Annotated in this window: 14 protein-coding genes; 10 read left to right on the forward strand and 4 right to left on the reverse strand. The window is 72.0% G+C overall.

Features of this window, described 5'->3' with window-relative positions; translation table 11 throughout:
• Positions 1 to 329 (forward strand): alpha/beta fold hydrolase (locus ACFU99_RS15940; protein ID WP_384391604.1); only part of this gene is annotated, 329 nt, incomplete at its 5' end.
• 38 nt (positions 330 to 367) lie between these two features.
• Complete coding sequence (locus ACFU99_RS15945; RefSeq protein WP_384391640.1) at positions 368 to 913, forward strand: TetR/AcrR family transcriptional regulator; 546 nt, start codon at positions 368 to 370, stop codon at positions 911 to 913.
• A gap of 76 nt (positions 914 to 989) precedes the next feature.
• Here ACFU99_RS15945 and ACFU99_RS15950 read toward each other — a convergent pair whose 3' ends face one another.
• Positions 990 to 1,430, reverse strand: coding sequence for a hypothetical protein (locus ACFU99_RS15950; protein ID WP_384391607.1), 441 nt, complete (start codon positions 1,428 to 1,430; stop codon positions 990 to 992).
• Positions 1,431 to 1,882: 452 nt separating this feature from the next.
• On the opposite strand from ACFU99_RS15950, the gene ACFU99_RS15955 reads away from it, so the two are divergent.
• The 3 genes from ACFU99_RS15955 to ACFU99_RS15965 all read left to right on the forward strand — a co-directional run bounded on the left by ACFU99_RS15955 (position 1,883) and on the right by ACFU99_RS15965 (position 5,121).
• On the forward strand, positions 1,883 to 3,034 hold the full coding sequence (locus ACFU99_RS15955; protein ID WP_384391610.1) for a sensor histidine kinase: 1,152 nt from the start codon (positions 1,883 to 1,885) through the stop codon (positions 3,032 to 3,034).
• Entirely contained in the window at positions 3,031 to 3,741 is a 711-nt protein-coding gene (locus tag ACFU99_RS15960) for a response regulator (protein ID WP_384391612.1), read from the forward strand. Before ACFU99_RS15955 ends, ACFU99_RS15960 begins: the two co-directional genes overlap by 4 nt.
• Before the next feature lie 240 nt (positions 3,742 to 3,981).
• Positions 3,982 to 5,121 (forward strand): alpha/beta hydrolase family protein, encoded by a 1,140-nt coding sequence (locus ACFU99_RS15965; protein WP_384391615.1) that lies wholly within the window; start codon positions 3,982 to 3,984, stop codon positions 5,119 to 5,121.
• A 37-nt stretch (positions 5,122 to 5,158) separates the two neighbouring features.
• Here ACFU99_RS15965 and ACFU99_RS15970 read toward each other — a convergent pair whose 3' ends face one another.
• Positions 5,159 to 5,746, reverse strand: coding sequence for a zinc-binding dehydrogenase (locus tag ACFU99_RS15970; RefSeq protein WP_384391618.1), 588 nt, complete (start codon positions 5,744 to 5,746; stop codon positions 5,159 to 5,161).
• On the opposite strand from ACFU99_RS15970, the gene ACFU99_RS15975 reads away from it, so the two are divergent.
• The 4 genes from ACFU99_RS15975 to ACFU99_RS15990 all read left to right on the forward strand — a co-directional run bounded on the left by ACFU99_RS15975 (position 5,693) and on the right by ACFU99_RS15990 (position 7,849).
• A complete protein-coding gene (locus ACFU99_RS15975; RefSeq protein ID WP_384391621.1) occupies positions 5,693 to 6,256 on the forward strand; it encodes a TetR/AcrR family transcriptional regulator C-terminal domain-containing protein in 564 nt (187 codons plus the stop codon). The two genes, ACFU99_RS15970 and ACFU99_RS15975, sit on opposite strands and share 54 nt — an antisense overlap.
• A 120-nt stretch (positions 6,257 to 6,376) precedes the next feature.
• A complete protein-coding gene (locus ACFU99_RS15980; protein ID WP_030892648.1) occupies positions 6,377 to 6,772 on the forward strand; it encodes a helix-turn-helix domain-containing protein in 396 nt (131 codons plus the stop codon).
• A 17-nt stretch (positions 6,773 to 6,789) separates the two neighbouring features.
• Positions 6,790 to 7,374: a hypothetical protein gene (locus ACFU99_RS15985; RefSeq protein WP_384391625.1), complete on the forward strand. Its 585-nt coding sequence runs from the start codon at positions 6,790 to 6,792 to the stop codon at positions 7,372 to 7,374.
• Positions 7,375 to 7,504: 130 nt separating this feature from the next.
• Complete coding sequence (locus ACFU99_RS15990; RefSeq protein ID WP_384391628.1) at positions 7,505 to 7,849, forward strand: DUF2516 family protein; 345 nt, start codon at positions 7,505 to 7,507, stop codon at positions 7,847 to 7,849.
• A gap of 15 nt (positions 7,850 to 7,864) precedes the next feature.
• Here the strand turns inward: ACFU99_RS15990 and ACFU99_RS15995 are convergent, their stop codons facing one another.
• On the reverse strand, positions 7,865 to 9,172 hold the full coding sequence (locus ACFU99_RS15995; RefSeq protein WP_384391631.1) for a PP2C family protein-serine/threonine phosphatase: 1,308 nt from the start codon (positions 9,170 to 9,172) through the stop codon (positions 7,865 to 7,867).
• Positions 9,173 to 9,534: 362 nt separating this feature from the next.
• Positions 9,535 to 10,611 (reverse strand): NlpC/P60 family protein, encoded by a 1,077-nt coding sequence (locus ACFU99_RS16000; RefSeq protein ID WP_384391635.1) that lies wholly within the window; start codon positions 10,609 to 10,611, stop codon positions 9,535 to 9,537.
• A 581-nt stretch (positions 10,612 to 11,192) separates the two neighbouring features.
• Between ACFU99_RS16000 and pstS the strand changes: the two genes are divergently transcribed.
• The gene (gene pstS / locus ACFU99_RS16005; RefSeq protein WP_384391637.1) at positions 11,193 to 12,320 is read left to right on the forward strand and encodes a phosphate ABC transporter substrate-binding protein PstS; all 1,128 of its coding nucleotides are present in this window, start codon (positions 11,193 to 11,195) and stop codon (positions 12,318 to 12,320) included.
• Positions 12,321 to 12,371: the final 51 nt, after the last annotated feature.

Here is a 12,371-nt window from a genome sequence, read left to right on the forward strand (position 1 = left end):
GGCTCGACCGCGTCGAATCCCTGCTGCGCGAGCCGGGCCGGATGACGGCGCTCCGCGGCATGGGCCGCAGCGCCCCGGCCGACGCGGGCGTGCAACTCGGCAACGTACGCTGCCCGGTCCTGGTCGTGATGGGCACGCTCGACCCCGACTGGGCGGACCCGCGCGCCGAGGGTGCGGCGATCGTCGACGCCCTGCCGCCGGGCCTGGGCCGCCTTGAGATGATCGAGGGCGCGGGGCACTACCCGCACGACCAGTTCCCGGACCAGGTGGTTTCCCTGATGCTCGCTTTCCTCCAACCGGACGCCGCGCCGGACGCCGCCCGTGACTAGGGCCGCCCGTGCCTAGGGCCGGCCTGGACGCGGCGGCCGTGGTCGCGGCGGGCGCCGCCCTGGCCGACGAGGTGGGCATCGCCCATCTGACGATGGGCCTGCTGGCGGAGCGGGTCGGGGTGCGTACGCCGTCCCTGTACAAACACGTGGGCGGCCAGGAGGACCTCAACCGGCGCATCGCGGTCCTGGCGATACGCGAGGCGGCGGACGCCGTCGGCGGCGCGGTCCAGGGGTACGCGGGGCGCGACGCCCTGGCGGCGGCGGCGCGCGCGTTCCGCGCCTTCGTCCTGGCACACCCCGGCCGGTACGCGGCGACCGTCGGCCAGGAACCCGCCGACTCCGACGACCCCCTGGCCATCCAGGGCGCGCGGCTGCTCAACGCGTTCACGGCGGTTCTGCACGGCTACGACATCCCCGAAGCCGACGTGGACCACGCCCTGCGCGCGCTGCGCAGCCTCTGCCACGGCTTCGCCACCTTGCAGGCGGCGGACGGCTTCCAGTGGAGCGCCGACGTGGACGAGAGCTTCGAGTGGCTGATCGCGTTCGCGGACCGGGGTCTGCGGTCGTACGTACAGACCGAATGAACAGGCAACAGCCCGGCCGCAGAAGGGAGTTGAAGAGATGAAGCCCCAACTGACGCCCATGGCCGGGCTATCGTCCTCAGCGGACGTTCACCGTCGCGACGCCGGAGGTCCGCTCGCGCACCGGGTGCTTGTCCTTCGGGGAGAGCAGCCCGTAGACCACGGCACGGTATTCGAGGGCGCCGCCGCGCGCGGCCTTGACCTTCGCGGCGACCTTGGCCTCGCCGTTCCTGTCGGCCACGGCGCCGCAGGTGACCTGGAGCCAGGCCTGCCCGCCGGTACGCCCTTCCAGGCATACGCGCAGGTAGTCGGCGGCGTCGTCGTCCGCGCTCGCGGAGACCGTGAAGGTCTTGCCGACCTGCGCGGTGTGCGGGGCGTTGATGCTCACGTCCCCCTTGGCGAACGCGGGCCCGGCGGCCAGCGCCACCGAGGCCAGCCCCAGCGCGCCGATCACGGCCGCGCGCCCGCCCCGAACCTTCATCCCGGCCTTCTTCGTCCCGGTCTTCTTCGCCCTGGTCATGGACTTACCTCCTGCGGGTCTCCCCCACGCGGACGCCCAACGCGCCTCGCTGCCACCTGAGATGCTCCGCCCGCACCCCCGCGTTCCCTCCCGCCCCACGCCTTTACAGATCCATAGCAAACCTCGGTACCGCGCCCGCCGCGGAACATCGGACTCGTACCTGAGAGCTCATACCTGAGAGCCAGCCGGAAGACCGTTCCGCAGCATGAGGCTGACCAGCCATTTCCCCCATAACCTCACAGTTGGGCTCTCCACTGGGCTCTCCACTGGACTCGTCACTGGACTCGCCACGGAGGGCAGAACGACGGAGCGGCAAAACGGCAGAAGGCCGAGTCATGGACAAACTGGAACATACTGATCGCATGGACCGGGCCGTGAAGGGGACAGCGCGCGGAGCGCCGCGTGCTGTACAGCAGGATCTGTTCACTCCGTCTCCGCAGCCCATGCCGCCCATGGGCGGGCCGAGAGCGCTCAAGCGGCTGCCGCACCTCGCGGTCGCCGCGGTGGCGGTGTTCGCGGCGACCTCCGGTACCGAGGACATCTCGCCGAGGCCCGCGGGCATGGCGCACGCGGCGCTGCTCGTGGCGGCGCTGCGTTGGCCGGTGCCCGCCTGGTGGCTGTCGCTGGCCGCGCTGCCGGTGTTCTCGCTGCACCCTGCCCTCGGCCCGTACACGGGGTGGGCATGGGCCGTGCACGCCGGTCTGCTGCTCCTGGTCGCGCTGCGCAACCGGCCCCGGGTGATGGCCGAGACCGTGCTGCCGAGCGCCGCGCTGCTGCTCGGGCTGCAAGCGGCGAGCGGCGGGACCTGGCCGTGGCGCTTCACCGTGATCATGCTGGGCGTGTTCGCCGTCGTCACGGCCACCGCGACCGGGGTGCGCGGTACGAGAGAGGTCCGCGCCCGGCTCGCGGAGCAGGAATCGGCCCTCGCGCTGGAACGGGCGCACCGCACCGTACTGGAGGAACGCGCCCGCATCGCACGCGAGTTGCACGACGTGGTCGCCCACCACATGTCCGTCATCTCCATCCAGGCCGACGCCGCCGTGTACCGGGTGGCGAAACCGCCCGAGGAACTGGTCACGGCGCTGGCCGACATCCGTACGGGCGCCCTGGAGGGGCTGACCGAACTCCGCCGCCTCCTCGGGGTGCTGCGCTCCGAGGACCGCCCCGGCGGCGGTACGGCCGAGGCCCCGCAGCCCACCCTGGACCGGCTCGACGACCTGCTCACAGGGGTACGCGCGGCCGGGCTCGACGTGACGGCGGCGATCTCCGGGGCCCGGCGCCCGCTGCCCGAGGGCGTGGAGCTGTCGGCCTACCGGATCGTGCAGGAGGCGCTCAGCAACGTCCTGCGCCACGCGCCCGGCGCCACGGCCCGCGTGGAACTCGCCTACACCCACGCCGCCCTCCGCCTGCGGGTCCTCAACGGCCCCGGACGCCGGGCCGCCCGTCCCTCGCCGGGCGCCGGACACGGCATCCTGGGCATGCGCGAACGGGCCGCGATGCTCGGCGGAGAACTCGCCGCGGACGCCACACCCGACGGCGGCTACGAGGTCGCCGCCGAGTTGCCGACGCCCGTCGCCCGGACAGACAAGGAACGGACCGCATGACGATCCGAGTGTTGATCGCCGACGATCAGGCGATGGTCCGCGAGGCCTTCTCGGTGCTGCTCGGCGCGCAGCCCGGCATCGAGGTGATCGCGACCGCCGTGGACGGCCTGGAGGCGGTCGACAAGGCCGCGCGGCTGCGTCCCGACGTGATCGTCATGGATATCCGGATGCCCGGCCTGAACGGCATCGAAGCCACCCGCCAGATCACCCGCCGGACCCACCAGACCGACCAGCCCGACCAGCCCGACCAGCCCGACCAGCCCGCCAAGATCCTGGTCCTGACCACCTTCGATCTCGACGAGTACGTGTACGACGCGCTACGGGCCGGCGCCAGTGGATTCCTCCTCAAGGACGCCTCCGGAATCCAACTGGCCAAGGCCGTACGCACCGTGGCCGCCGGGGACGCCCTGCTGTCCCCCGAGATCACCAAGCGGCTCATCGCGGAGTTCTCCCGGCTGAGCAGCTCGGCGAAGCCGCCCACTCACGTACGTATCGGCGAACTCACCAGCCGCGAGACCGAGGTGCTGACGCTGGTCGCCCAAGGACTGTCCAACGCGGAGATCGCCGGGGAACTCGTCGTCGCCGAGCAGACCGTGAAGACCCACATGGGCAGCATCCTGCACAAGCTCCAACTGCGGGACCGCACGCAGGCGGCCGTCTTCGCGTACGAGACGGGCCTGGTCTCCCCCGGCCGCACCAATCTGTAACCGCCTCTCCCCGCATCCCCCACTGGCTCCCAAGAGCTACCTCTCGGGTTGGCTCTCCGGCGTGATTCTTTCCGTCCCCGGTTTTCCTACGTTGAATTCCGAGGCCGGCACGGAATGGCGCGGCCCCCGAGAAAGGTAAGGGAAATGCCCGTACGCAGTCGTGGAGCCGATCGTCGAACCGGTCATCGAGCCGGTCGAAAAGCCGCCGCCGTCCTGCTCGCAGGTGCTGTCGCCGCAGGCGTGAGCACGCTGAGCGCCTGCGGTTCGGACGCCCCGGCATCGGCCGCCGCCGCGCCGAAAGACCAGCAGGAGGGCCTGGCGCTGCCCACTCCGACCGGCGAATACGCGGTGGGCCGCGACTCGGTGCACCTGGAGGACAAGAGCCGCCGCGACCCCTGGGTGCCGAAGGCCGGGAACCGGGAACTGATGGCGTCGATGTACTACCCGGCCCAGAAGGGAACCGGGAAGCCGGCCCCGTACATGAGCACCGCGGGGGCCCAGGCGTTTCTGAAGGAGATGGGGCTGGAGGAGATCCCCGCCAAGGCGATCAGCGGCGCCCGGACCCACACGTACGCCGACGCGAAGCCCGCGTCGGGGAAGTTCCCGCTGGTCGTCCTCTCGCCCGGCTTCAAGACGCCGGGCGCCACGCTCACCGGCCTGGCGGAGGAGCTGGCCAGCCGCGGCTATGTCGTCGCGGTCGTGGACCACGCGTACGAGGCCGCGGGCGTCGACTTCCCCGGCAAGGGCATCCTGCCGTGCGCGGCCTGCGGAAAGGTCGGCCCCACCACCTTCCAGCCCGCCGCGGAGGGCCGCGCGAAGGACGTCTCCTTCACGCTGGACCAGCTGCTGGGGAGCGCGTCGCCCTGGAAGCACGCGGACATGGTCGACAAGCGCAAGGTCGGGATGGCCGGGCACTCCCTGGGCGGCGCCAGTACCGCCGCCACGATGGCCAAGGACCCGCGGGTGCGCGCCGGGGCGAACCTGGACGGCCCGTTCATCAACTCCGGCAAGAATCCCGGCCTCTCCGGACGCCCGTTCCTGATGATGGGCACCAAGGCCGACCACAGCCCCGGCGGCGAGGACACGACGTGGGACGCGGCGTGGAAGGGGCTCGACGGCTGGAAGCGCTGGGCCACGGTGGCGGGCGCCGACCATTTCGCCTTCACCGACCTGGCCCCGTTCGCCGGCCAGTTGGGCGAAGACGACCCGAAGGGCCTCCCCGGCAAGCGCGCGGCGGATATAGCCCGCGCCTACGTAGGCGCCTTCTTCGACAAGCAACTCCGCGGCAAGAACAGCCCCTTGCCCGACGGCCCGAGCAAGTCCAACCCGGAGGTCGCCTTCCAACACCCCGACACCCGAAAGGCCGCGCCCCGCCGTTGAACGCACCCTCGCCCGGTCACCTCGGCGACGGGCCGAGTCACCCGCCGCCGGGCAGGGTGAGCGCCAGCTTGCCCGTGACGCGGCCGTCAAGGAGGTGCCGGACGGCCGCGGCGGTCTCGGCGAGCGGGTAGACGCGGGCCACGACGGGGCTGAGCGTGCCCGCGTCGATGAGGGCGGTCAGGTCGCGCAGCCCGTCGGCGTGCTCGGAGGCGAGGAAGGCGCCCAGGTGCTGCCGGGTGAACGGGGACAGCAGCTGGGCGCGGAGCAGCCGGTCGATGCCGCCGAGGCAGCGGCCGTCCGTCTCGGCGCCGGTGAGGACGAGCCGGCCGCGGGGCGTGAGGGCGCGGCGCAGGTCTCGCAGACGGCGATTGCCCGCGATGTCGATGATGGTGTCGTAGCGGCGCGGTCCGGCGAGGAAGTCCTCGCGGGTGTAGTCGATCACGTGGTCGGCGCCCAGTGCCCGTACGTCGTCGAGCTTGGGGGTGCTCGCGACGGCCGTGACCTGGGCGCGGAAGGCGTGGGCGAGCTGGACGGCGAAGCTGCCGACACCGGCGGCCTGGAGACACTGAGCATGCGCAGACTCGGCGAGGCCGTCGGCGTCGAGGCGATGTCCCTGTACAACCACGTGGCGAACAAGGAGGACCTGCTCGACGGCATGGTCGACCTGGTCTTCGGCGAGGTCGAGTTGCCCGCGCCGGGCGACGGCTGGCGCGACGCGATGCGGCAGCGGGCGAACTCCCTGCACCTCGCGCTGTCCCGCCATCGCTGGGCGATCGGGCTGATGGAGTCACGCCCCACCCCGGGCCCGGCCGCCCTGCGCCACCACGACGCCGTTCTCGGCAGCCTGCGCCGGGGCGGCTTCTCCGTCCCCCTGACCGCCCACGCCGTCTCGGTCCTCGACAGCTACATCTACGGGTTCGCCCTCCAGGAGAAGACCCTGCCCTTCGACACCCCGGAGGAGACCTCCGACCTGGCGGAGTCCATCATGAGCGGCTTCGACGACGGCGAGTACCCGCACCTGACCGAACTCGCGACCACTCACGTCATGCGGCCCGGCTACGCCTACGGCGACGAGTTCGCCTTCGGCCTGGACCTCATCCTCGACGGCCTCCAGCAGCAGATGGCGAACCGGTGAGGGCGGACCGGTGAGGGCGGGAGGTGTCGCGGCGGGCGCCCGGCGACCGCCGCAGTGGCGTAGCTAACTTCTGCAAGCATCCGCTTGCAGAAGTTAGCGGGAATGGTGCAGCATCGACGCATGGCATCACTGAACGTCGGCAATCTCGGCGAGTTCCTGCGGGAGCAGCGGCGCAGCGCGCAGCTGTCGTTGCGGCAGCTCGCCGATGCCGCCGGGGTGTCGAACCCGTATCTCAGCCAGATCGAGCGCGGGCTGCGCAAGCCGAGCGCGGACATTCTCCAGCAGCTCGCCAAGGCGCTGCGGATCTCCGCCGAGACGCTGTACGTGCAGGCCGGAATCCTCGATGAGCGGGACCGGGACGAGGCCGAGGTGCGGAGTGTGATCCTCGCCGATCCCTCGATCAACGAGCGGCAGAAACAGGTGCTGCTCCAGATTTACGAGTCCTTCCGCAAGGAGAACGGGCTCGCGCCGGACCACGAAGACGGCGACGACGAAGCAGGCACATCCTCTAGCTGATCCGGGAGACCATCGCCATGGCCATCGCCGAAGACATCCGCAAGACCCTCACCGACCCGAAGCCGCTCTACGCCGCGGCCGGGGCCGCCGACGCGACCGCCGAGAAGCTCGGGCAGCTGATCGCCGAGGCGCCCGGTTTCATCGCCGAACTGCGGGAGACCGACCCCAAGGCCGTGCAGGAGCGGGTCACCAAGCAGGCCAAGGAGGCCCAGGTGACCGTGCAGACCAAGGTCACCGAGGTGTTCGGGTCCCTCGACACGGACCTGAGGAAGTGGCGCGACACCGCGCAGGATCTGGCGCTCCAGGGCGTGGGCCAGGCCGTCGGGTACGCGGCCAAGGCCGGCGAGACGTACGAGAAGCTGGCCGAGCGCGGGCGTGAGGCCGTGCAGACCTGGCGCGGCGAGGCGGCCGAGGAGGTCGCCGAGATCGCCGTCGCCATCGAGCCCGACTCCGAGGAGAACTCCTCTCAGGACGGGTCGAAGGGCGCGGCCAAGGACAGCGCCGCGAGCGGCTCCGCCGAGCCCAAGGCCGCCGCCAGGAAGCCCGCGGCCCACAAGCCCGCCGCCGCGAAGAAGCCCGCCCCCAAGAGCGCCGACCAGTAGGCCCCGCGAACGGGCCGGGCACGCCCCGCGTGTCCGGCCCGTTGTACGGGTACGGTGGCGGCGTGCGCCTGCCATGACGGCGGTACGGGCCCGCAAGGCCCCAGGACCAGAGGACTGAGAGGTGAACGGCGTGCTGGTGCAAGCCTTCGGCAACGTCATGTCATGGGTGTCGATCGCCCTGCTGATCTTCACCCTGGTCGCGTTCATCGACGCCGCCGTCCACCGCGAGGACGCCTACCGCGCGGCCGACAAGCAGACCAAGCCCTTCTGGCTGATCATCCTCGGCATCGCGGCCGCCGTGAATCTCTTCATGGGCATCCTGTCCTTCCTGCCGATCATCGGGCTCATCGCCACCATCGTCTACATGGTGGACGTGCGCCCCGCGCTCAAGCAGGTCTCCGGCCGACGCGGGCCCCGCCGCCGCGGCGGCTCCAGCTCGGACGGTCCGTACGGGCCGTACAACGGCGGCCGCTGACGCGGCGGGCGGGCCTCACCCCCGGTCCAGCAGCAGCACCGCCACGTCGTCCGTCAACTCGCCCCCGTTCAGGTCCCGCACCTCCGTGACCGCCGCGTCCAGCAGCTTCTCCCCGCGCAGCCCCTCCCCGAGCTGACGGCCGATCAGTTCGGCCATCCCCTCCTGCCCGAGCCGCTGCGTGCCCGCGCCGACGCGCCCCTCGATGAGGCCGTCGGTGTACATCAACAGGCTCCACTCCGGGCCCAGTTCGAGGTCATGCCGCGGCCAGCGGGTCTCCGGCAGCAGCCCGAGGGCCGGGCCGCCGTCCTCGTACGGGAGCAGCAGCGGTAAGCGCTGATCCGGCCGTACGAGCAGCGGCGTCGGGTGGCCCGCGAGGAACATGCCCGCGCTGCCGCCGTCCGGCGCGATGTCCATGGTGCAGAGCGTCGCGAAGATCTCCTCGTTCGCGCGCTCGTGCTCCAGCACCCGCTGGAGCGTCGAGAGCAGTTCGTCGCCGCTCAGCCCGGCGAAGGTCAACGCCCGCCAGGCTATGCGCAGTTCGACGCCGAGCGCCGCCTCGTCCGGGCCGTGCCCGCAGACGTCGCCGATCATCGCGTGCACGGTGCCGTCGGGCGTACGCACCGTGTCGTAGAAGTCGCCGCCGAGCAGCGCCCGGCTGCGGCCGGGGCGGTAGCGGGCGGCGAACCGCAGGTCGGAGCCGTCCAGCAGCGGGGTGGGCAGCAGGCCGCGCTCCAGCCGGGCGTTCTCCTGCGCGCGCAGCCGCGATTCGCTCAGCTGCCGCTGCGCGACGTCGGCGCGCTTGCGCTCGACCGCGTAGCGGATCGCGCGGCTCAGCACCCGTTCGTCCAGCTCGTCGCGGAAGAGGTAGTCCTGCGCCCCGACCCGTACGGCCTCCGTCGCCCGTTCCACGTCCGTCTCGGCGGTCAGCGCCAGCACCGCGTGGCGCGGCGCGAGCCGCAGCACCTGCCGCAGCGTCTCCAGGCTGTCCGGCGCGGGACCGTCCCCGCCGTCCCCGCCCTCCCCTCCGTCCGCGTACCAGTCGCCCGCCTCGCGGCAAGCGCCCGGCAGCGCCAGGTCGAGGAGGATGCAGTGCACGTCGTCCGTGAGCAGCCGCTCCGCCTCGGTGAGGTTGCGGGCCGTACGGATCCGTACGGGCTTCCCCGACGCGTCCAGCATCTCGGGCACGGTCAGCACGCCCGCCGGATCGTCCTCGATGACGAGCAGCGAGAGGCCGCCGTCGAACTGCGCGGCGGTCCGGGGCCGCGGCAGCGTCCGTGCCTCGTCCGGCGGAGCCGCCCGCGGCCCTGGCACGGGTACGGACATCGGTTCGCTTCCCTTCCCTCCCCCATGAATCCATGGCACGCCGGAGGGCACGGGGCCCCGGGAGGCGCGGCCCCCTCAGGGCGCGGCGGCCCGTTCGATCAGCGGGCCACCGGACGCGACCATAGCGCCAGGGCGCGGCCCAACGGAATGGCATCACGTGATCCGCCCGCGTCATATGAAGCCCCCGGCCAGGCATTTCGCCTGCCACGCGACAATCGGGCAATGACAAACATCACGCTGGTCCAGGGCGGCATCGCCGAAGGCCGCTTCGTCCTCTTCGGCGCCCCGGCCCACGCCGCCTTCGACGACGTCCTGCGGGGGCTCCGCTGACCCCGCCGTCCCTCGACGCTCCCCGCCCCACGTCACGCGTCGGGCCGTACGACCCCCAGCACCGGCATCGAACCCGCTCCCGCCAGCGTCACCTGGCGGCCCGGCCGCGGCGCGTGCACGATGGCCCCGCCGCCGACGTACATCCCGACATGGCTCGCGTCGCGGAAGTAGATGACGAGGTCGCCGGGGCGCATGTCACGCGGGTCGACCTTGGGCAGCAGCCGCCACTGCTCCTGCGAGGTCCGCGGTATGGAGCGGCCCGCCGCGGCCCACGCCTGGAGGGTGAGCCCGGAGCAGTCGAAGGTGTTCGGGCCGACCGCTCCCCATACGTAGTCCTTGCCGATCTGCGCCGTCGCGAACGCGACCGCCCGCTTGCCCCGGTCGCTCGCCGCGCCCCCGCCGCCCTTCGGCGCCCCGGCGCCGAGCCATTTCTCCTGCGCCGCGTACGCCCGTTCCTCCTCCAGCTGCCGCAGCCGGTCGCGCTCCTTCGCGGCCAGCCGCGATTCGAGGTTCTCGGCCGCCTGGATCCGCCCCTCGATCTCCTTCTTGGCGTCCGCCTTCTTCTCCCGCTCGTCCGCGAGCTTCTCCCACTGCTCGCTCGCCGCCTTCGCGTACCCGTCGAGCGCGGTCCGGGTGGCGGCGAGGTCGACGATGAGGCCGCGGGCGGCCTGCTGCCCCTTGTGGGCGAGGGCCGCGTCGTCGAGGAACCGGCCCGGGTCGCCGCCGAACAGCAGCCGGGCCTCGGCCGGCAGCCCGCCGCTGCGGTACTGGGCGCGGGCCATGGCCCCGGCCCGGTTCCTGAGCCCGTCCATCCGCTGCTGCGCGGCCACCACCGCCCGCGCGATCTTCAGGATGGCCCGCTCCTGCTCGCGCTGCCGCTCGCCCGCCGCGTTGTACGCGTCCGTGGCCGCCTCCGCCTTGCGGTAGAGCGCGTCGATCTCCGCACGCACCTGCTCCAGGTTCCGGGACCGCGCGCCGGGGTCGCCGGGGCGCGGCGGTGCCGCGTACGCGGAGCCCGGCCAGGTCTGCGCCCCGGTCACACACGCGAGAGCGGCCGCGACGACCACCGCGCCCCGCGCCGCGGCCCGTACCCGCACGGCTGCTCGCACGCGCACCGCCGCACGTACCGGCGCGGCTGTCCGTACCGACGCTGCCGCCTGTACCGGCGCTGCCGCCCGTACACGCGGAACCGCCCGCTCCCGTCCGGCTCCCCGCTCGCCATCGACGTTCATCACCCGTCAGCCTCCGCTTCGCGCAGCCCATACCTGACGTGCCGTCACATAGGCTCGGATGGTGCCATGCCGCCCCGCGATGCGACAGAGAGCGGCCCGTATTCGCACAGCCTTCCGCCGTCGCGCCCCCGCGCCGCCGCTCTTTCCGGGCAGCGCCCGGCGTCTCCGCGCTCCCCCGCGACCGCCCTTACGCCCGCCGGAGCCGCCCCCGCCCGGCAGGCCACCACACTGACGGCCGAGGTTCACCCCCCGTTCACCCACCCCCTTCGACCACTTCACCTGTTCTGCCTAATTTCGGCCGTACACCGTGCGAGTCGGACCGTCCGAGGTCCGCGTCGCCCAGCAGAACTCCATAGCTGGCCCCCGTGCTGGACAGCCAGGCTGAACAGCGCAGACTCCCGTTCGACAACCTCTTCGCACGCCGCCCCAGCGGCGGCTCCCGGAAGGAACCCCCGAAAGTGAAGCTTCAGCGCAAGAACCGGCTCCGCGCCGCCGCCTTTGGCGCCATCGCCGTCTCCGGCGCCCTGGTCCTCACGGCGTGCGGCTCGGACAACAACAGCGGCGACGGCGGCAACTCCGCCTCCAGCAAGGCCGCGGGCAACATCAAGTGCGAGGGCAAGGGCGACCTGCTCGCCTCCGGCTCCACCGCCCAGAAGAACGCCATGGACCTGTGGACGAAGAACTTCATGGCGGCCTGCCCCGACATAAAGATCAACTACAAGGGGACCGGCTCCGGCGCGGGCGTCCAGGAGTTCCTCCAGGGCAAGACGGCCTTCGCGGGCTCCGACTCGGCGCTCAAGCCCGAGGAGGTCACGAAGTCCAAGGGCGTCCTCAAGGGCGGCCAGGGCATCAACCTCCCCATGGTCGGCGGCCCCATCGCGATCGGCTACAAGCTGTCCGGCGTGAAGGACCTCGTCCTCGACGCCGACACCCTCGCCAAGATCTTCGACGGCAAGATCACCAAGTGGAACGATCCCGCGATCGCCAAGCTCAACAAGGACGCGAAGCTCCCGGACCTGAAGATCCAGGCGTTCCACCGCTCCGACGAGTCGGGCACGACCGACAACTTCACCAAGTACCTCAAGGCCGCCGCGCCGAAGTCCTGGTCGTACGAGCCCGCCAAGGCGTGGGCCGCCAAGGGCGGCCAGTCCGCGGACGGCTCCGCCGGGGTCTCCTCGCAGGTGAAGCAGAACGAAGGCGCCATCTCGTACTTCGAGCTGTCCTACGCCACGGCCAACAGCATCGACACGGTGAAGATCGACACCGGCGCCGCCGCCCCGGTCGCCGCCACCTCCGACAACGCGTCCAAGGCCATCGCCGACGCGAAGGTCGTCGGCTCCGGGAAGGACCTCGCCCTCAAGCTCAACTACGCCACCAAGGCCGAGGGCGCGTACCCGATCACCCTGGTCACGTACGAGATCGTCGGCGACAAGGGCAACAAGGCCGACACCCTCGCCGCCACCAAGTCCTTCCTGACCTACGTCTCCTCCGAGGCCGGCCAGGCCGGTCTCAAGGAGCTCGGCTACGCGCCGCTCCCCGCGGAGATCGCCGCGAAGGTCCGCGCGAACGTCGCCACCCTCTCCTGATCCGCGTGCGGCCGGGCCCCGGGGGCCCGGCCGCACCATCCGGTGCACCGC

This window comes from Streptomyces sp. NPDC057654 (assembly GCF_042800135.1).
GTDB lineage: Bacteria > Actinomycetota > Actinomycetes > Streptomycetales > Streptomycetaceae > Streptomyces.

Excerpts from the sequence above, each read along its gene's own strand:
- ACFU99_RS15980 (WP_030892648.1), top strand. The coding sequence starts at position 6,377 with ATGGCATCACTGAACGTCGGCAATCTCGGCGAGTTCCTGCGGGAGCAG.
- ACFU99_RS15995 (WP_384391631.1), bottom strand. The coding sequence starts at position 9,172 with ATGTCCGTACCCGTGCCAGGGCCGCGGGCGGCTCCGCCGGACGAGGCA.
- ACFU99_RS15955 (WP_384391610.1), top strand. The coding sequence starts at position 1,883 with ATGGGCGGGCCGAGAGCGCTCAAGCGGCTGCCGCACCTCGCGGTCGCC.
- ACFU99_RS15975 (WP_384391621.1), top strand. The coding sequence starts at position 5,693 with ATGCGCAGACTCGGCGAGGCCGTCGGCGTCGAGGCGATGTCCCTGTAC.
- ACFU99_RS15950 (WP_384391607.1), bottom strand. The coding sequence starts at position 1,430 with ATGACCAGGGCGAAGAAGACCGGGACGAAGAAGGCCGGGATGAAGGTT.
- ACFU99_RS15960 (WP_384391612.1), top strand. The coding sequence starts at position 3,031 with ATGACGATCCGAGTGTTGATCGCCGACGATCAGGCGATGGTCCGCGAG.
- ACFU99_RS15985 (WP_384391625.1), top strand. The coding sequence starts at position 6,790 with ATGGCCATCGCCGAAGACATCCGCAAGACCCTCACCGACCCGAAGCCG.